The organism is Bartonella bennetti (assembly GCF_045945445.1).
Classification (GTDB): domain Bacteria; phylum Pseudomonadota; class Alphaproteobacteria; order Rhizobiales; family Rhizobiaceae; genus Bartonella.
The window spans coordinates 1,404,280-1,423,693 of sequence record NZ_CP174576.1; the positions used below are offsets into that span (position 1 = coordinate 1,404,280).

Consider the following 19,414-nt stretch of genomic DNA (forward strand, 5'->3'; position numbering starts at 1 on the left):
CAATCATGACTGCAAAAGTAGGCGATAACAGCAAAAATTCAGCAAAACATTCTTCTAATAGCAACTTTGATATTGAAACTTTTAAAAGAGCCACTGCTACTTGTATTCGTGCTATTGCTAACACACGCGAACTTAACGTTATGTTTAGTCACAACAGGCCATCATTAAGCAATAATTGCGCGCGTTTACCAGAATTACCTCAACAAATAACAGATAAAGATATCGCTGTTACTCGTGGATTAGGCGATTCTATGGCACTACGCAAAGCATGGCATGATAGCCATATTCATACCCAGTTTGCCCCGACAGAACCAGAAGCACGAGCTATCTTTGACACACTTGAACAAACACGTATTGAAGCAATTGGCACTTTAACAATGAAAGGAATCGCACAAAATCTTGAGATAATGCTCGCTGATAAATATAAAAAAGCCCGTTATCAAATGATAAGGAATCAAAATGAAGCTCCTTTTCAAGAAGCGATCGCGCTTTTATTGCGTGAAAAAATAACAAAACGCCTTCCCCCACGAGAAGCCGGGTCTGTCTTGGAGTTATGGCGTCAGTCAATAGAAAAAAAAGTCGCAAGAGAATTACATGAGCTAACAATTCATGTTTATAACCAAAATGTTTTCGCACAGATAGCGCGTCAAATGCTCGCTGTACTCGAAATGACTAATCCATTAAAAGTAAACTCTGATAATCAAATTTCTAAAAAACAAAAAAATAACCACGATACACAAAATCAAACAGAAGCAGAAAGTACAAACGAAAAAAAATCTCAAAGTGACAAACAAAAAACAACCGAACAAAGTAACGATGCACAAAATAAAAGCAAAGAAAAAGCCATTCAGTCAAATAATAATTACATATCTAAAGACGAACAAGAGAATTATCAACAAAACAAATCAGGAAAATCAAAATACTTTCTTAATGCTTCTCAGAAAATGGAAAATTTAGCTGATTATAAAATTTTTACCCATGAATTTGATACTATTTTGGATGCAACTCATTTTTGTTCTATAACAGAATTAGATCATTTACGTCATTATCTTGATCAACAATTAAATCATCTCCAAAGCATTGTTGGACGCCTAGCAAACCGACTCCAACGCCGCCTCATGGCACAACAAAACCGTGCTTGGAATTTCGATCTCGAAGAAGGTTATCTTGATACAACACGTCTTCCGCGCCTCATTATTGATCCAATGCACCCGCCTTCTTTTAAAATGGAATGTGAAACACAATTTCGTGATACAGTTGTTTCGCTTCTTATTGATAATTCAGGATCCATGCGGGAACGCCCCATTACTGTTGCAGCAAGTTGTGCTGATATTTTAGCACAAACTCTTGAACGTTGTGGAGTCAAAGTAGAAATTTTAGGCTTCACCACAAAAGCGTGGAAAGGAGGACAATCGCGGGAAAAGTGGATCAATCAAAATAAACCCTCTCATCCAGGACGCTTGAATGACTTGTGCCATATCATTTATAAAAGTGCTGATACACCATGGCGCCGCGCTCGACGCAATTTGGGCTTAATGCTGCAAGAAGGATTACTGAAAGAAAATATCGATGGAGAAGCCCTCATTTGGGCGCATCAGCGCCTTATATCGCGCCATGAACATCGTCGGATATTGATAGTTATTTCTGATGGTGCTCCTGTTGACGATTCAACTCTTTCTGTTAATCCCAGTAATTATCTGGACAAACATTTGCGTGCTGTAATTCAAGAAATTCAAGCAAACTCCCCTATAGAACTCATCGCTATCGGTATAGGCCATGATGTAACACGTTATTATCAACGCGCTGTAACAATCATCAATGCTGAAGAGTTAGCGAATGCCATAACAAAACAGCTTATAGCACTCTTTAATAAGAATCCTTAATTTTTAGAACAGAATTTGAAAAGATAAAGACTCCAACCAACCATTGCATCCTGCATAAATACTGTTACACGTCAGCTTTTGCCAAGAATAGAATAAAAAATTTCTATTTTAGTAGCATAATATAATAAATTATCGTTATTTTGAATAAACAAAAGATATCTTTAGATATCTTTTCTTCTCAACGCCCTTGATAAAAAGGAGTCCGAAAACTCCTTAAAATTATCCCATAAGGCACAAGCATAAATAGGCTCATAATAATTTTTATTGAAAAATCACCAAAAGCAAGTGAAAACCAAACAGGAATTTCAATGCCTATGACAATAATACTGTCAATAATAGAACTATCAGAATAATCAACCAATTGATCGATAAAGGAAAAACTGCTTGCAAAAGCAAGAGAAAAAAACAAAATTGTATCTAAAGCTGAACCAACTAACGCCGCTATTAAAGGTGCTTTCCACCATGTTTTACGACGCAAAGGTGTAAAGACTATTATATCAAGTAATTGCCCAAATAAAAACGCTGTACTAGAAGCAATTGCGAGGCGTGGTGTAGCTAATATCCAAGAAATAAAAGCAGCAGAAATAAAACCAACATACACAACACGCCTTGCTGCATCCGGACCATAAAAACGGTTGGTCAAATCATTAATTAAAAAAGAAAAGGGATATGTAAAAGCTCCATAGGTTAATAGCGCATCCAAATCAAATAGACCAACAGGATATTGAACCAAAATATTGGAAGCAACTACCGCAACACACATTGCAAAGCTTGCAAAAAAAAGATAATTTCTCTCTTTTTGCACAGCTAAAGATTTATATGTTGAAGACATTCTTTTAACCTAGGGAATAGAATCAAAATATTGGATCTAAATAGTCAAACCTTTTCTTTCCCTAAACGAAAGTAAACATTCTGCAGCAAAACCAAAAAATAAAGAATTAAGCAGCTTTTTCAGCTTTCTTTTTCATAATCTGACGTTTTAATAAACGCCCACGCTGCGATAGTTCTTTATCATCAGCTTTAATCAAAAAATTATCAAGACCACCGCGATGCTCAACCGAACGTAAAGCATTTGCAGAAACACGCAAACGATAACTCTGCTGAAGCAATTCCGAGATCAATGTCACATTGCAAAGATTTGGTAAAAAACGACGACGAGTTTTATTATTCGCATGGCTGACATTATTGCCATACTGAACCGCTTTTCCTGTCAATTCGCAGGCACGAGACATAGATTTCACCTTTAAACTTAAAAAATTCCAAACTTCAATACCAGAAAAATAAAATGGATGCAAACAACAAATCCACCCATCACCTTGAACGAGCATTATTGGAAGACTGAATTTTATAAGTTATTGGCTATAAAAGTCAAGCCTTTTAGAGATATTTTCACCCCTCTACCGGTTATTTTATCATTTTTTTAGTAAAAGCCTATAAAATACTTTCTTTTAGCTTCTTTCATGTTAAAAGACATTCTTATCATGGTTACAATGAATCATTCTAAAATAAACCTCCAACGCAAAAGAATCCGTCTTGTTTCTGTTCTATTTAGCATTTTATGGGTATTGCTTTTTGTTGTCTTTAGTGCATTAGGCGTATGGCAACTACAACGACTAAAATGGAAAACAAATCTTATTACGAGTGCTAATCAACGTATCCATCTCACACCTATCAAAGCACCACCTTACAACCAATGGCCGGATATTACTTTTAATAAAGATGAATATCGTCCCATCACAATCACCGGGAAGCTTCTTACAAACAAAAATATTTTCGTAACCGCTGTTACACAAAATACCACTGGTTATTGGGTTTTAACTCCTTTAAAAACAACCGATGATACAGTAACTTTTGTCAATCGTGGTTTTATTCCTATGGAAGCACGTCACCAATTTGAACAAGAAGAAAAAAACGCTTCGCTTGATAACAAGCAAGCACATATTCTGGATCAGATCACAATTACTGGCCTTTTACGGATGAGTGAAAAAAATGGGGTTTTTCCACGAAAAAACAAACCTGACCAAAATTTATGGCATACGCGCGAACTCCCCGCTATGGCCAAAAAACTAAACCTTTCTCCTGTTGCTCCCTACTTTATTGATGCTCAATCACAAACCGTTTCACAAGAAAATCTTCCCATTCCTGGCCTTACTGTTGTGCAATTTCACAACAACCACTTAACATATGCTATAACATGGTTTATTTTAGCTGCTGGTGTTTTAGGAACATCTCTTCTTCTGCTGCGATATAAAAATTGAAAAGAGCATAAAAGCTCTTCTCTCTTATATACTTAAACACAGGGACCTAATTCTTATCTTCAAACCATACCTAACACTTCTCGAGAGCAGAACAAATTACAGTTTATTTTTCTGTTTTTCCGTTATTCTTCCTTCCTAGAGGACAACATACTGCACCCTCTAGACCAGCAGAAAACAAGGTCTTTCTTTAAGATTTACTGACAACACCATAAACAAAAGTGCCGCTCTTTAGAACGCTAGGCGATTTCATAAACTAGATTTTTATCAAATAATAATATTACAATGATTTACGGGAAAAACGCCATGCAACCGAATTAATATCAGCACGATTAATACCAAGATCACTAAGCTCATATACCGAAAGACTACTTAACGCATTAACCGTCCGACGATAACGACGCCATTGACTATAAGAACGGAAAATATTCATATTTCTCACCAAACCATTATATTAAATTCCTAAACAAATAAGATAAAACAAATTACAAAAATGAGGAGTGTTATAATTGCATAACTGGTCTGCATTTATAACACAGAAGCATATTTTTCTTATCTTTGAGAATAAAAATAAAGAAAGAGCACAAATTTAGTGGCGAAAATGTCTCACTCCTGTAAAAACCATTGCTAGACCATGTGCATTGGCTGCTGCGATAACTTCTTCATCACGTATCGATCCACCTGGTTGAATAACTGCTGTTGCACCAGCTTCAATCACGGATAGCAATCCATCTGCAAAGGGGAAAAATGCATCTGATGCGACCACAGATCCCTTGGTTAAAGATTCTGTTAAGTTCATTTTTTGCGCACTTTCCTCAGCCTTACGCGCTGCAATTCTTGCTGAATCGATACGACTCATTTGGCCAGCTCCAATCCCAACTGTTGCGTTATTTTTTGCATAAACAATAGCATTTGATTTGACGTGTTTAACAACACGAAAAGCAAATTTAAGATCACGCATTTCATCTTGGCTTGGCGCTCGTTTTGTTACTATTTGCAATTCAAGATCATCAACAACCATATTATCGCGCGTTTGCACTAATAGTCCTCCTGAAAGTGTTTTAGCAACGAACCCGTTATCACGTGGATCAGGCATTCCTCCTGTTATCAATAAACGAAGATTTTTTTTCTGAGCAATGATTTCACGTGCAGGCATTGTCGCATCAGGAGCAATAATCACTTCAGTGAAAATTTTAATAATCTCTTCTGCACAGGCTTCATCAAGAGGCCGATTTAAAGCAATAATACCACCAAATGCTGAAATATTATCACACGCCAAAGCTTTCAAATAAGCCTCTTTTAAAGTCTGCCCTTCTGCAACACCACAGGGATTAGCATGTTTAATAATGGCAACGGCAGCGCTTTTTTGAGAATTAAATTCTGATACAAGTTCAAATGCCGTATCGGTATCATTTATATTATTGTAAGAAAGTTTTTTTCCTTGCAAAAGTGTCGCAGTAGCAACACCAAAACGTTTATCACCAGAAAGATAAAATGCTGCTTTTTGATGTGGATTTTCTCCATAGCGCATCACACTTTCAAGATGACCAGAAAAACTTTGCCAAGACGGTGCTTGAATTTTTAAATCTTTTGCAAACCAAGCCGCTATCGCAGCGTCATAAGCAGCTGTACGCTCATAAGCACGTGTTGCTAATTGACGCCGCAATAAAAAGCTTAAACACCCATCATGCTGCTTTAATTCATCCATGACCAATGCATAATCACAAACCGCTGTCACAACGCCAATATAAGCGTGATTCTTAGCCGCTGCACGGATCATTGCTGGTCCACCAATATCAATATTTTCAAGAATTGTCTGCGAATCTACCCCTAACCGAGCAGTTTCTTCAAAGGGATAAAGATTAACAACGAGAAGATCAATTTCATTGATACCATGCTGTTCCATAGCAGCCCTATGGTTTGGATCGTCTCTTATTCCTAATAAAGCACCATGAACCAAAGGATGGAGTGTTTTAACGCGTCCATCCATTATTTCTGGAAACCCTGTAATATCAGAAACATCGATTACAGGTAATCCGGCAGCACTTAACTCTTTGGATGTTCCTCCCGTTGAAACTAACTCAATTCCATAAGCATGCAGTGTTTGCGCAAACTCAATCAAACCAGTTTTATCAGAGACAGAAAGAAGAGCACGACGAATGTGACGAAGATCGACCGTAGAAAATTGTTTTGCAATAACAACCATAATAGAAATCCCAAAATAAAGTGGCTAAAATTCAAAAAAGGCCACTAGGAATATAGCATAAGCTTTTGCCAAAACATACCCAAGGGACATCCAGCCAATGCTCCAACTCACAAAAAATAGAATCATCTTGGTTGATATTCCGAAGCGAACATTATGCTAATCTATGACGCATAAAACGCCAATGGATTTTTCTTTGTAATGCAGGACGGAAATATAAAACAATTTGCCGTGTTCGTTGTGGACCTTTTAAATCAGCAAAATCAATTGAATCTTCGAGAAAAATTTCAGCATCAGGTGATGTAAAATGCCACTCCTGGCCACTTTCTACAGTTAAGCAGACGCGATTGCCATCATAATGAGCCTTAACCTGCGGATTAAGATGAAACCGAACAGCAACACTATCGCCTTCATTATGATTTGCCTTATATTTATACCATCGATTTTTCTGTGGTGTAAAAAAGTGATCAAAACCTTCAATCACTTCCCCATTTCTAGCTAAAATAAGGCCACGTTCATGCATAAGATTAAAAGGCTTTACATAGCCATCATGACATGCAATAAAGCCAATTTTTTCTAAATCTTCTATGCGTTGTACTTGAACATTCGTTGGTCCTTCAAGTAAAAGAGAAACCCCATTGTTCTGTTTTTTACGAAAAGTGCCCACTGAACAATCATTCACTGTTGCTGTTGAATGCGCTGCTGTCAAACGCCCAAAATGTTGATATTCTGCAGAACCATAAGGATCAATCCCTGTATTGATAATAAAGCGTTTTCCCTGCGAAGACATCTCAAATGATAAACATCCTGAACATGCATATCCTGCAACAGAAGGTGGCGGAAATTTTCCCGTATCTGCAAGAACTGTCGTTTGATTAGCCTGTAAACGCTGAAAACCAGAATAACGGGCATGACTAAAAGGATGTCCAGCTGTTTCATCACAATTTAAAATAGCCGATAAACGTTCTGGTATAATAGGCCCAACGCCATTGAAACGGGCTAATGTTTGATCTTCATGAATAAAAAATCGCAAAGCAGGCAACATACGCTCAACAGAATCAATTAAAATACGCGGCGCTGTTTCATTACTGTACATATATAGATGACGTAAAGATAATAAATCCGATAATAAATCGAGCAAAATAGCAGGACTACGGGAAATATGGCCACCATCAATAAGAACTTGATGTGAAAGTTCATAAATAAGATAAGTTTGTACTTTTTTCTTCACTGCTGCAGAAACAGGCAAAGCTAAAGATGCAACTGCTAAAGAAATTGCAGCTTGTAAACGCTGTTCATTTGATTCCATACAACGAATCAAGATGCGCAAATAGCGAAACTGAAAACCAAGTGAGCGTAAAAAACGCTTTTCAAAGCCCTCACTCACCCCCTCTAATAACATCTGTGAATGACAAATCCATGAAATGAGTCGTCTTGCCACAACCGCTCCACTCCAAGAAGGTCCTTTTATCTTCTTACTATGATGCTCCAGCCAATCTTCCACCAAAGAACGCGCATAAGCTTTTGCCAACTCACTCTGTGCAGCTGTCATATGGCGCAACCAATGAAAATCATGCAGTGCTATTTCCCATTGCAACATTGGCGGCACTAATGAAAAAGGCGAAAGAGCGCCCGATTGTACTGTACAACCAGCAAAAGAAAAACGGCCATGATAAAATTCATGCGCCATCATTGGATCAGCTAGATGCAAATCAATTGGATGCGCTAAAATCTTTTGTGGACGAAAACCAGAAAATCGCCAACGAAAGAGTGGTCCTGCCCATAAACGTCGTAGAAATTGTTGTATCGCATATAAAACGGTTGACGCCTTTATCTGAGGAGCAATCTCTGTAATTACCACAACCATATCTCCGTCTACATTTATCAAATACAACTTCAACTATTTGAGTAAATGAAACGTTAATTAATGTACCTTTCGGAAACGTGCTGCAAAAAAACCATCCATTCCTAAGAATAATTTTTCCTCTGTATTAAAATTTCCATCACAACAATCAGAAGGTATTGTGCGCAAGCACCCTTCCATTGACACCAAATGTGCCATAGCACCCATTTCTTCTGCTAAAATAGGCTCTAAGACAATATCATGACGTGTTGATAAAATTTTCTTAACAAGATCTTCGCCCTCTTCTTTTGCCAATGAACAATTGGAAAAAACAATGCGTCCATTTTTTTTCACTAAAGCAATCGCTGCTAAAAGCAAATCATATTGCATCTCTGCTAATTTGGTGACATCCTCCATTGTTTTTGTCCATAAAATATCTGGATGACGGCGTATTGTCCCTGTAGAAGAACAAGGCGCATCAAGAAAAACAGCATCAAAAAGCTGATCAGGATGAAATTGTCTTAAATCACCATGCCAATAGTGCACTGAAAAATTGAGTCGGTCCATATTTTCTCTTAAACGCTTTAATCGATTGGCTGAAATATCGATAGCTGTTACATCTGCTCCCTGCAAAGCCAATTGCGCTGTTTTACCTCCAGGACTTGCGCAAAGATCTGCTACCTTTTTGTCATGAATATTTCCCAACAAACGTACAGGTAAAGCAGCTGCAACATCTTGAACCCACCAAGCTCCCTCTGCATAACCTGGTAAATCAGCGACAGAATAAGCCGAAGAAACAAGCCTAACTGAACCATTAGGCAAAACAATTCCTCCCAACCGCTTTGCCCAACCAGCGCTATCAGATTTCACCGTTAAATCAAGAGGAGGTGTTATACTTTGAATGGCTAAAATTTGGTCAGCTTTCTCTGCTCCATATGTTGATACTAAAAGTTGCCCAAACCACATTGGAATAGCTTTAATTGTAGGCGTTTGCACCCGCAAAATAGCCGCCTCACGTGCACAATTACGTAAAATAGCATTCACTAATCCCGAGAAACGGCGCAGACGTGGATCAATCTTTGCCACGCGTACCGCCAAATCAATTGCTGCATGGTCGGGAATATCAAGATAAAGAATTTGAGTTATACTGATATGTAAAAGATGATGCAATGAAAATGCTTGCGCTGGCAAAGGTCGCACCAAAAAGTGTGACAAAGCTACTGTAATCTGACTTCGATGACGTAATGCCGCTCCCAAAATAGCCCGACATAATAAACGATCACGATATGAAAGCTTTAAATATTGTGGATGACCATACTCATTATCTGTCAAGCCAGCAAGAGATGTACGCTTATCAAGTACAGCACCTAATAAACGAACGCAAACTTGCCGAACAACCAACCCAGGCACATTTATCTCAAACATATGCCCCGCTTTTTTATCTTTCAAAACAATGCCTTTATTCTACTTTTTTCTTTTTAATCTCTATGATTAAAATTTCTTGGGATTTTTACGACGAAGCCAAGCAGGACGATTTTTCACCCATGGCAAAACATTTTTCTCTTGAGAGCTTAACCTATTATTCTCATCCTTAAAACTTAGATTTTCAGAGTCCAAGATATTATTTAGCCCTTTCAATTTATCCCCCTCGTAGTGCTTGATAATGCCTTGATCAATTGTTGATATATTCATTTCTACGGCTTGCTGTTGCAATGCCGCAATGCGATTTGCTGTCGCTGGATGTGTAGAAAAAAGGCTATCCGCACCTTCACCACTCAAAGGATTAATAATAAACATATGAGCTGTCGCTGGATGATGTTCTGCCTTTTCATTATAGACTGTATGTCCACCCCCTGCAATCTTTCTCAACGCTGAAGCTAACCATAAAGGATTACCACATATTTCAGCACCTCTCCGATCAGCAGCATATTCACGGGTACGGCTAATAGCCATTTGCACTATCATAGCGGCTAAAGGCGCTATCAACATGGCAATAATACTGACAAATGTCCCTGCACCTTGAGAAGAATTTGAAGAATTACGCGGTCTTCCCATCAATAAAGCAAAGTTACCAAGCATTGAAATAGCTCCTGCAATTGTTGCTGTAAGAGTCATCGTTAATGTATCACGATGTTCAATATGCGCTAGTTCATGAGCCATAACTCCAGAAATTTCCTCTGCACTTAATTTTTCCAACAATCCTGTACTAGCAGCAACAGCAGCATTTTGTGGATTGCGCCCCGTAGCAAAAGCATTCGGCTGCGCACTATCAATGATATAAATCTTCGGTCGAGGAAGAGAGGCTTTTTGAGCTAATTCACTCACAATATTATAATAAACTGGCGCAGAATACTGATCAATCTCACGGGCTCCATACATACGCAAAACTATTTTATCTGAATTCCAATAAGAAAAAAAGTTTAAGCCCCCTGCCATTAAAAACGCAATAAGCGTACCATTGCTTCCTCCAATGAGATACCCAACCCCCATAAAAAGAGCAGTCATAAAAGCTAAAAGCATTGCTGTACGCACTCTATTCATAATTAAAACTCCATGATAGAATATTATTATTGTTGTTATATGATGGGGCTCTCTTGTTATTTCTTCAATGAAATTGAGGTACAAAATGAACAAAAAAGACAAAAAAATGAGTAAACAAAATACCACTCTTCCCCAACACACATGGTTTTCTCCTGAAGCACAACGTGCTCTTCAAGAAGCTGAAGAAAGACGTAAATGTGCAACAAATGAAAACCAACCATTAGAAAACGGTGGACGCGGCGGAAAAGATCCCGCGCGTTATGGAGACTGGGAAGTGAAAGGTCGAGCCGTTGACTTTTAAAGCCTTTATTGACTTTAAAAAAACCAAGTCATTTTCTAAAAGAAATACACTTTTTAAAACAAAACCAACAGTGAAATTTTACGCTGTATAAGCTTTTAAGGTCCACACTGTTGATTTGCTTAATATAATTATGCTTCTTCTTTTGAAATTGTTTCTGACGCTTCTTCAGTAGCTTGTTTTGCTGCAGCTATACGTTCTTGCGCTTTTTTACCAGGCTCACCTTTATGGGGATTATTACGTGCTGGACGCTTTTTTAAACCAGCAGCATCTAAAAACCGTAGAACACGATCTGTCGGTTGAGCTCCTTGACCAAGCCAATATTGGATACGCTCTTCATTAAGTTTCACACGTTTTCCATCTTTAGGCAACATTGGATCCCATGCACCAACACGTTCAAGAAAACGCCCGTCACGCGGACTACGCACATCCGCAACAACGATATGATAATAAGGACGCTTTTTTGAACCACCACGGGACAAACGAATTTTTAATGCCATATTTTTCTCCTGTTGTCATCTTTGACTTGTCGTTTAAATTAATTTATTTCTTTGTGTTCTTTAGAAATCATTTTATGATTATCAATCACTTCCTGAGGAATGAACTATAAATTTCTCAGCAAGATTCCGATTAAGATGACTGTCTAGCGTTAATTGCTGCAAATGTGCTACCTGACATTGCTCACGCGTACGATCAACTGTAGGCAAGTCATAACGCACTTTATCCCCTCCTACCTCTTGCGTACAACAAAACTTTTTTGCTAAAAAATTAACAAGCGCTGCATCAAAATTACCAATATATGCCCGCAAATGCCCTAAATTATTCGATGCTTTTCCCTGCATTACACTTCCCTCTCTTTTTGTCTTTTTATTTCTTCTTAGAAAAAGGAGATTTTCTCTCCTTACCCTTTGAAAGATCATTTAAAAGACCAGGAAATGTTAATCCACGCTCTGGAAGTCCGGGTAATCCACCCCCTAAATGACCCTTTTCAACCTGCTTTTGCAGTTTTGAAAATTCAATTGAATCAAATTCTGATAAATCGGGCATAGCCCCAGGAGCCTTCATACCACTAAATCCCATTTTGGAACCGACCCCCCCTAACATTTTCTCCAGAAAACCGCCTTTATTTTTGCCTCGCATAGCTTTTACCATATCGGCCATTTGGCGGTGCATTTTTAAAAGCTTATTAATATCTGCTGCACTTGTCCCCGACCCCTTAGCAATTCTTTGTTTACGGCTATGTTTTAAAATTTCAGGATTAACACGCTCTGCATGCGTCATAGATGAAATAATTGCTAATTGCCGATTAAAAAGACGATCATCAAAACCTGCAGCTGCAATTTGATCCTTCACTTTGCTCAACCCTGGCATCATGCCCATAATGCCTCCCATTCCACCAAGTTTTTTCATTTTATGCAACTGTTCAGCCAAATCATTAAGGTCAAATTTTCCAGCCTGCATTTTTTTCGCAAAAGCTGCTACTTTTTCACGATCAATTGTCTCAGCAGCCTTTTCGACCAAAGAAACAATATCACCCATACCGAGGATACGATCTGCAACACGACGGGGATGAAACTCTTCTAGAGCCTCCATTTTTTCACCGGTTCCAATTGCTTTAATCGGCTTACCCGTCACTGCACGCATTGAAAGAGCAGCCCCACCACGACCATCGCTCTCCATACGTGTTAAAATAATTCCCGTAATCCCTATACGCTCATCAAAAGAACGTGCAAGATTAACCGCGTCTTGACCAGTAAGACTATCAGCCACCAACATAATTTCGTAAGGTTGTGAAGATGCTTTGATTTCTTTTAATTCAAGCATAAGTGCTTCATCAATATGGTTACGTCCTGCTGTATCAAGAAGCACAACATCATACCCGCCTAATTTAGCAGCCTGCACTGCACGTGCAGAAATATCGACAGCAGATTGATCAGGAACAATCGGTAAACTCGCAATTTGCACTTGCTCCCCTAATTGACGGAGTTGCTCTTGCGCTGCAGGACGGCGTGTATCCAACGATGCCATTAAAACCTTTTTATTGTGCTTGTCTGTTAAACGCTTTGCAAGTTTTGCTGTTGTTGTTGTTTTACCTGATCCTTGTAAACCAACCAGCATAACAACAACGGGTGCTGGTGCATTGAAATCATTTAAAACACTCTCCCCCCCAAGCATATGAACCAGTTCATCATGAACAATTTTCACAACCATTTGACCAGGTTTAATTGATTTAACAATTGCAGTTCCAACAGCTTTCTCACGAACTCTATCGGTAAAAGAACGGACAACATCTAAAGCAACATCAGCCTCCAACAAAGCACGGCGAATTTCGCGCAACGCTGTTGTTATATCCTGATCTGATAAAACGCCACGTCCCGTCAAACTAGATAAAATGGAACCAAGGCGTTCTTGCAAAGTTTCAAACATCACTTACCTCATTGCTTCATAACAAACAAATCAACATGGCACCCGAGGACGCAACGCGTTGTCGGATGTTGACCTCTGGGATCTTTTTATACCACGACAGGGTCCCAGGCGGTGGCTCCAAATTAATCTTGTCATTGAATGCTGTTTTCTTCAAACAACAAAAACCTTTCTTTGTCAAGATATATCACACAGCATCTTTTTATATGAAAACTAAAATAAAAATCACTTATACCTGCGCAAAAGTTCCACTCTCAACACGTATAAAATCACCTGTTTCCTGTTCCATACTCCATAATTCACCATTTGCAATGTCAAACCAAGCACCGTGTATTGTCAAAAGTCCTTGATCTTTACGTGCCTTTAACCATGGAAATGTTTCCAAATTCTGCAGCGAATAACAAATAGAAAATCGTTCTAATGCAGTCTGTCGCTCTAAAGGAGTAATCAATTTATTCTTGGTTACTGCTTCTGCAGCAGGACACAAAAGACTCATCCATCGACCAATAAAATCATCTGATGATAAAGATGTACATTTTCCATTAAGAACATTCCTAATCCCCCCACAATGCGCATGCCCCAAAATAACAATATGCTTAACGTTCAGCAATTGCACCGCAAATTCAATAGCCGCTGATGTTGCATGATATTGGTGGTCAGGAAAGAAAGGAGGAACTAAATTGGCGACATTACGCAGCACAAACATTTCACCAGGACTCGCATCAAAAATAACTTCTGGTATCGCACGCGAATCACAACAGGCAATCACTAAAGTTTCAGGTTTCTGTCCTTCCACCGCTAATTGCCAATAACGTTCCACTTTATGCGTAAAATGATTCTTTATAAAAGATTGATAACCGCTTAAAAGCTTTTCTGGTAAATACGTCATTATATATTTACTTTCATCTACTTTAAAAATATGTTCTTATTTCACAAAAATAAAATTAATGAAAATATTCTTGTTAAACACATAATATACTTCCTTAAAACAACCAAACACTTCTTACAAAGTAGAAAATAATTTTATTATCAGCTACAATAAATAGCTATTCACCTCAAAAGGAAGATGTTACAGTGTAGAAATGGCATAAGGACCTGCTCTTAATATTAAAGGAAGGGTTGCCACAATAAATAAAGGGAGGATGATTGTGTCAACACAAACAGCACTAGATATAAAGAGTACTCAAAATAAAATAGAACAAGTTCTTTTTGCTCATACCGATAAAGAAGATATTGCTTTCTATAAAAAAGATGAGCTTCAAAAAGCCATAAACGCAGCCCTTGAAGCATTTAAATCCCACCAACCAGGTAAAAGTACAATTTATTTTGAACACACTTTAACGCGCAATGATAAATCTATAACCGTTATTACACTGGTTAACGACAACAAACCTTTTCTCCTCGATTCTATTTTACATGTTTTTAAGCAACAAATAAATCACATCTATCTGATCGCACATCCTATTCTTGAATGTGCCTCTGGACAACGTATCAGCTTGATGCAAATCCACATTGAATCATTAAACCAAGAAAAGACAAAAAAGCTTAAAGATGAAATCACTCTGGTTCTTGAACAAGTCAATGCGGCTGTACAAGACTGGAAACCCATGGTTGAAGAAGTCAAGAAGCATATTCATACCTATCAAACAAATCTTCCACCGAACTACCAAAGTGAAGGAGTAAAAGCCATTGAATTTCTCGAATGGCTTATGGACAATAATTTCATCTTCCTTGGAATGCGGACCTATAACTTTACCGAAGGTCAAGAACCAAAAAAAGCCTTTAAAAACGGTAGTATTGAACTAGGTATTCTTACTGATGCTTCTATTCGCATTATTGGTGATGCAAGCGTAGAAGAACGCCCCAAAGAAGTCTTATCTTTTATGGAGAGTGACAATTTACTTATTGTTACAAAAGCCAATAGCCGCTCAAAAATCCACCGCCCTGTTTGGTTGGATTATATCGGTATTAAGATTTTTGATAAAGAAGGATCTCTGTGTGGAGAATTACGTATTGTTGGGTTGTTTACATCCTCAGCCTATACGCACTCTATTCTGCAAATTCCGTTTTTAAAAGAAAAAGCTGAGACCATTATTCAACGCCTTGGATATAATCAGGCCGACTATTCTGGAAAAGCATTGATGAGTGTCTTAGAAACCTATCCAAGAGATGAAATGTTTCGCTCTGATATCGATACATTGACAGAAAATGCAGAGCTTATCATGCAATTAGATGAACGTCCGCGCTTACGGGTACTCGCTCACACCGATCCTTTTGGACGCTTTGTTTCGATTCTTGTCTACGTACCGCGTGACCAATATAGTAGTAATATCCGCGAAAAAATTGGAATATACCTTGTTGAGACCTATAAAGGTGACTTCTTTGAATCTTATCCACTCTTCTTAGAAAGTACCCTTATCCGCGTCCATTACATTATCCATTGTACAGGAAATCACAGTGCTCCTGTGATTGAGCGAACCACACTGGAACATCATGTTCGCTCTATAACGCGAAATTGGGAAGATAGTATCCAAACCGTAGCTCTTATTCATAAAGCAACAGATCAGCAAATATTTTTAGCCAGTCACTTTCCCAATAGCTACCGTGACTTATTTTCAGCCGAAGATGCCATTAAAGATGCTGACCGTATTTTAAGTCTTAATAACGAAAAAGCTCTTTTCGTTACTTTTTACCGCGCCCACAATAAAGAAAAACAAAATATTTCTCTGCGACTCTTTCATCGCAATGAAGCGCTTGCCCTTTCCAAACGTGTACCTCTTCTTGAAAATATGGGCTTTCGTGTTATTGCTGAACAGACATTAGAGCTCTCAGACAGCTATGAGCATTCTGTATATCTTCATGATATGCAATTGGAAAGTGCTTTCCAACTCGATATTGATCTTGATAAAAACGCACAAAAGCATGCTGAAACGTTTGAAGCCGTTTGGAAACAAAATACTAACAATGATGCCTTTAATGCCTTAACACAAACAGCTCAACTCGATTGGCGTGAAATTGTTATCTTGCGTCATTATGGGCGTTATCTCCAACAAACTGGAATTCCTTATTCCCAAAAACGGGTTGCTCAAACTTTAAATGCTTATCCTGATATTACTCAAGATCTTTACGCTTTGTTTTATTTGAAATTTCATCAAAGCCATAAAGAAAAAGAACGACTCAAAAATGAAGCAATTATTCAACAACGTATTGAAGAAAAACTGCAGAAAGTACCAAGTTTGGATGATGATCTTATTTTGCGTCGTTATCGTAATCTCATTGTTGCAAGCTTACGAACGAATGCCTATTCTCCTCTTCCAGATGGAAGCCCACGGCGCATCATAGCAACCAAATTAAATCCACGCCAAATTGAAGGTTTACCTGAACCACGTCCTTATCGAGAAATTTTTGTTTACGGACCTGAAGTTGAAGGTGTCCATTTACGCTTTGGTCCTATTGCTCGTGGTGGTATTCGTTGGTCTGACCGTGCATTGGATTATCGTACTGAAATCTTAGATCTCGTTAAAGCTCAACAAGTTAAAAACGCTGTTATTGTTCCTGTGGGTGCGAAAGGTGGATTTTTCCCCCACAACCTTCCTCAAACAAATGATCGTGCCGTTGTAACAGAAGCCGCACGACAAGCTTATACAGACTACATTGCAGCACTCCTTTCGATTACTGATAACTTAATCGATGGTAAAATATACCCACCTCAAAACGTAATCTGTTATGACGGCGATGATCCTTATTTTGTTGTTGCTGCCGATAAAGGTACTGCGACCTTTTCTGATACGGCCAATGCTATTAGCCAAGCAAATAATTTTTGGCTTGACGATGCTTTTGCTTCCGGAGGATCAGCGGGATATGACCATAAAGCGATTGGTATTACAGCTAAAGGTGCATGGGAAGCTGTAAAAAGACATTTTCGAGAATCATTTAATCACGATATTCAAACAACACCTTTTACCTGTGTTGGAGTTGGTGATATGTCAGGAGACGTTTTTGGGAATGGAATGTTACTTTCTCAACAAACAAAGCTGGTTGCTGCTTTTGATCATCGCGATATCTTCATCGATCCCGAACCAAACATAGTAACAAGTTATGCAGAGCGTATGCGCCTCTTTCAACTTCCTCGTTCAAGCTGGCAAGATTATGACCAAACAAAACTCTCAAAAGGTGGTGGCATTTTCTCACGAACAGCTAAAACAATCACTCTTTCTCCTGAAGCAGCACAAGCTATTGGTTTTGAAAAACAAACAGGAACACCTTTTGAAATTATTTCAGCCATTTTAAAAGCCCCTGTAGATCTTTTATGGTTTGGCGGCATTGGAACCTATATTCGTGCAACAACGGAAACTGATACTCAAGTAGGCGATCGCACCAATGATTCCATTCGCATCACTGGTGAACAAGTGCGCGCAAAAGTTATTGGTGAAGGAGCCAATCTCGGTCTTACGCAACGCGGTCGGATTGAATATGTTTTAAACGGCGGACGCTGTAATACCGATGCCATTGATAATTCCGCAGGTGTTAATTGTTCTGATCTTGAAGTTAATATTAAAATTGTTCTTGCCTCAGCTCTACGCGCCAAAAAACTTACTCGTGAAGCCCGTGATGAATTATTGAAAAACATGACCCCACAAGTTGAACAATTAGTCTTGCGTAATAATTATTTGCAAACCCTTTCGCTTTCCTTAGCTGAAAACCGAAGTGTCATTGATTTACCTTATCAAATACGTTTTATGCACGATTTAGAACAGAAAAAACTTCTAGATCGTAAAGTTGAAGTTCTCCCTAATGAACAAACTTTACGCCAAAGAATTAGCCAAAATCAAGGACTTATACGCCAAGAACTCGCAATTATTTTAGCTTATGCTAAATTAACTCTGCAAGAAGAAATTGCGAACAATCCTATTGTTGATAATCATTATTTCGACACAACCTTGTTGAATTATTTTCCAACCCAACTTCATCAAAATTTTAAAAACGAAATCATTGGGCACCAATTACGTCGTGATATTATTGCAACCCTCATTGCTAATGATATTGTGAATCGTGGTGGACCCACTTTTGTTAATCACTTACAAGATATAACAGGCCAAAAAACTGAAAATATCATTCGTGTTTTCATTGTTATCCGAGATAGTTTTGAAATTCCTCAGCTTTCAAAACAAGTTGATAATCTTGATAATAAAATACCGGGATTAAATCAAAATAAATTCTATGCAGCAATCACTTCTATGCTTTTTGAAGCAACCAATTGGGGCTTGCGTAATATGGATCTCTCAGTGCCATTAGAGGAAATTGTGCAAACAATAAAAACAGCTCGTACCTTGATTGAAAAAGAGCTTATGCACACCAATAGTCAAGATATCAATCAAAAAATTGAGGAAAAATCAGCGCAATACAATGAAGAAGGAGCACCAAAAGCTTTGGCAACACAATTAGCTCTTTTAGACGTTGCTCCAATGATCTGTGATATTTCTCTGATTGCAAAACAAAGCAAAAGTGACCTTATGAAAACCGCAAAAATCTATTTCTCACTTGCTCAGATTATTCGTATAAATCGTATTAATGAAGCAAGCCAAGCAATTCCTATCCTTGATTATTATGATGGTATGGCCTTAAGTGAAGCTAAAGAAAGTATTGCTGAGAGCTTGCGACAAATCGTTATAAAAATTTTTAAAAATTATAATGAAAAAAGTGATCCTCTAGCAGCTTGGTTAAAATCTGGTGAAGATCAAATTTGCAATATTATCAACCGCGTTAGTGCCTTGATTGAAGGTGATCTCAATGTTTCACGCTTTACTTTTACAGCAAGTATGATTGCCCAACTCAAAAACATTGCGTTCCAAACGTAAAGCATTAAAACCAATTTTAGAAAATTTTATTTATCTTCTCGCACGTAATCTGCGAGAAAAAAAGTAAACTATCTACTTTGAAGAAAAGAGAATTCAAAATTAAGAATAA

The 19,414-nt window shown here is 38.1% G+C and carries 15 protein-coding genes; 4 read left to right on the forward strand and 11 right to left on the reverse strand.

The window, feature by feature from the left end; translation table 11 throughout:
* The first annotated feature begins 5 nt into the window (after nucleotides 1-5).
* Nucleotides 6-1,883 carry a cobaltochelatase subunit CobT gene (gene cobT, locus ACJTDF_RS06335; RefSeq protein WP_407965444.1) on the forward strand — a complete coding sequence of 626 codons (1,878 nt, stop codon included), beginning with the start codon at nucleotides 6-8 and terminating at the stop codon, nucleotides 1,881-1,883.
* A 178-nt stretch (nucleotides 1,884-2,061) separates the two neighbouring features.
* Here cobT and ACJTDF_RS06340 read toward each other — a convergent pair whose 3' ends face one another.
* Entirely contained in the window at nucleotides 2,062-2,715 is a 654-nt protein-coding gene (locus ACJTDF_RS06340) for a queuosine precursor transporter (protein ID WP_407965445.1), read from the reverse strand.
* Nucleotides 2,716-2,821: 106 nt separating this feature from the next.
* Entirely contained in the window at nucleotides 2,822-3,115 is a 294-nt protein-coding gene (gene rpmB / locus ACJTDF_RS06345; protein ID WP_407965446.1) for a 50S ribosomal protein L28, read from the reverse strand.
* 228 nt (nucleotides 3,116-3,343) lie between these two features.
* Here rpmB and ACJTDF_RS06350 point away from each other — a divergent pair, with 228 nt between their 5' ends.
* On the forward strand, nucleotides 3,344-4,141 hold the full coding sequence (locus ACJTDF_RS06350; RefSeq protein ID WP_407965447.1) for an SURF1 family protein: 798 nt from the start codon (nucleotides 3,344-3,346) through the stop codon (nucleotides 4,139-4,141).
* 277 nt (nucleotides 4,142-4,418) lie between these two features.
* Here ACJTDF_RS06350 and ACJTDF_RS06355 read toward each other — a convergent pair whose 3' ends face one another.
* The 5 genes from ACJTDF_RS06355 to htpX form a co-directional block, all read right to left on the reverse strand.
* Nucleotides 4,419-4,571: a DUF1127 domain-containing protein gene (locus ACJTDF_RS06355; RefSeq protein ID WP_407965448.1), complete on the reverse strand. Its 153-nt coding sequence runs from the start codon at nucleotides 4,569-4,571 to the stop codon at nucleotides 4,419-4,421.
* Nucleotides 4,572-4,727: 156 nt separating this feature from the next.
* Complete coding sequence (purH, locus tag ACJTDF_RS06360) at nucleotides 4,728-6,344, reverse strand: bifunctional phosphoribosylaminoimidazolecarboxamide formyltransferase/IMP cyclohydrolase (protein ID WP_407965449.1); 1,617 nt, start codon at nucleotides 6,342-6,344, stop codon at nucleotides 4,728-4,730.
* 151 nt (nucleotides 6,345-6,495) lie between these two features.
* Nucleotides 6,496-8,208, reverse strand: coding sequence for a heparinase II/III family protein (locus ACJTDF_RS06365; protein ID WP_407965450.1), 1,713 nt, complete (start codon nucleotides 8,206-8,208; stop codon nucleotides 6,496-6,498).
* A 57-nt stretch (nucleotides 8,209-8,265) separates the two neighbouring features.
* Nucleotides 8,266-9,633, reverse strand: coding sequence for an RsmB/NOP family class I SAM-dependent RNA methyltransferase (locus tag ACJTDF_RS06370; RefSeq protein WP_407965451.1), 1,368 nt, complete (start codon nucleotides 9,631-9,633; stop codon nucleotides 8,266-8,268).
* 42 nt (nucleotides 9,634-9,675) lie between these two features.
* Nucleotides 9,676-10,725 (reverse strand): zinc metalloprotease HtpX, encoded by a 1,050-nt coding sequence (gene htpX / locus ACJTDF_RS06375; RefSeq protein WP_407965452.1) that lies wholly within the window; start codon nucleotides 10,723-10,725, stop codon nucleotides 9,676-9,678.
* 85 nt (nucleotides 10,726-10,810) lie between these two features.
* Here htpX and ACJTDF_RS06380 point away from each other — a divergent pair, with 85 nt between their 5' ends.
* On the forward strand, nucleotides 10,811-11,026 hold the full coding sequence (locus ACJTDF_RS06380; protein ID WP_407965453.1) for a DUF1674 domain-containing protein: 216 nt from the start codon (nucleotides 10,811-10,813) through the stop codon (nucleotides 11,024-11,026).
* A gap of 128 nt (nucleotides 11,027-11,154) precedes the next feature.
* On the opposite strand, the gene rpsP is transcribed toward ACJTDF_RS06380, so the two are convergent.
* The 4 genes from rpsP to ACJTDF_RS06400 all read right to left on the reverse strand — a co-directional run bounded on the left by rpsP (nucleotide 11,155) and on the right by ACJTDF_RS06400 (nucleotide 14,336).
* Nucleotides 11,155-11,523, reverse strand: coding sequence for a 30S ribosomal protein S16 (gene rpsP / locus ACJTDF_RS06385; RefSeq protein WP_407965454.1), 369 nt, complete (start codon nucleotides 11,521-11,523; stop codon nucleotides 11,155-11,157).
* Nucleotides 11,524-11,604: 81 nt separating this feature from the next.
* A complete protein-coding gene (locus tag ACJTDF_RS06390) occupies nucleotides 11,605-11,865 on the reverse strand; it encodes a chorismate mutase (protein WP_407965455.1) in 261 nt (86 codons plus the stop codon).
* Nucleotides 11,866-11,890: 25 nt separating this feature from the next.
* The gene (gene ffh / locus ACJTDF_RS06395; protein WP_407965456.1) at nucleotides 11,891-13,450 is read right to left on the reverse strand and encodes a signal recognition particle protein; all 1,560 of its coding nucleotides are present in this window, start codon (nucleotides 13,448-13,450) and stop codon (nucleotides 11,891-11,893) included.
* Nucleotides 13,451-13,676: 226 nt separating this feature from the next.
* A complete protein-coding gene (locus ACJTDF_RS06400) occupies nucleotides 13,677-14,336 on the reverse strand; it encodes a carbonic anhydrase (RefSeq protein ID WP_407965457.1) in 660 nt (219 codons plus the stop codon).
* Nucleotides 14,337-14,589: 253 nt separating this feature from the next.
* Between ACJTDF_RS06400 and ACJTDF_RS06405 the strand changes: the two genes are divergently transcribed.
* On the forward strand, nucleotides 14,590-19,305 hold the full coding sequence (locus ACJTDF_RS06405) for an NAD-glutamate dehydrogenase (RefSeq protein WP_407965458.1): 4,716 nt from the start codon (nucleotides 14,590-14,592) through the stop codon (nucleotides 19,303-19,305).
* Nucleotides 19,306-19,414: the final 109 nt, after the last annotated feature.

Bases quoted from the DNA above. Each gene is read 5' to 3' on its own strand.
- ACJTDF_RS06405 (WP_407965458.1), top strand. From the start codon at position 14,590: ATGATTGTGTCAACACAAACAGCACTAGATATAAAGAGTACTCAAAAT.
- ACJTDF_RS06380 (WP_407965453.1), top strand. From the start codon at position 10,811: ATGAACAAAAAAGACAAAAAAATGAGTAAACAAAATACCACTCTTCCC.
- ffh (WP_407965456.1), bottom strand. From the start codon at position 13,450: ATGTTTGAAACTTTGCAAGAACGCCTTGGTTCCATTTTATCTAGTTTG.
- ACJTDF_RS06355 (WP_407965448.1), bottom strand. From the start codon at position 4,571: ATGAATATTTTCCGTTCTTATAGTCAATGGCGTCGTTATCGTCGGACG.
- rpmB (WP_407965446.1), bottom strand. From the start codon at position 3,115: ATGTCTCGTGCCTGCGAATTGACAGGAAAAGCGGTTCAGTATGGCAAT.
- htpX (WP_407965452.1), bottom strand. From the start codon at position 10,725: ATGAATAGAGTGCGTACAGCAATGCTTTTAGCTTTTATGACTGCTCTT.
- ACJTDF_RS06365 (WP_407965450.1), bottom strand. From the start codon at position 8,208: ATGGTTGTGGTAATTACAGAGATTGCTCCTCAGATAAAGGCGTCAACC.
- purH (WP_407965449.1), bottom strand. From the start codon at position 6,344: ATGGTTGTTATTGCAAAACAATTTTCTACGGTCGATCTTCGTCACATT.
- ACJTDF_RS06400 (WP_407965457.1), bottom strand. From the start codon at position 14,336: ATGACGTATTTACCAGAAAAGCTTTTAAGCGGTTATCAATCTTTTATA.
- ACJTDF_RS06340 (WP_407965445.1), bottom strand. From the start codon at position 2,715: ATGTCTTCAACATATAAATCTTTAGCTGTGCAAAAAGAGAGAAATTAT.
- ACJTDF_RS06350 (WP_407965447.1), top strand. From the start codon at position 3,344: ATGTTAAAAGACATTCTTATCATGGTTACAATGAATCATTCTAAAATA.
- cobT (WP_407965444.1), top strand. From the start codon at position 6: ATGACTGCAAAAGTAGGCGATAACAGCAAAAATTCAGCAAAACATTCT.
- ACJTDF_RS06390 (WP_407965455.1), bottom strand. From the start codon at position 11,865: ATGCAGGGAAAAGCATCGAATAATTTAGGGCATTTGCGGGCATATATT.
- rpsP (WP_407965454.1), bottom strand. From the start codon at position 11,523: ATGGCATTAAAAATTCGTTTGTCCCGTGGTGGTTCAAAAAAGCGTCCT.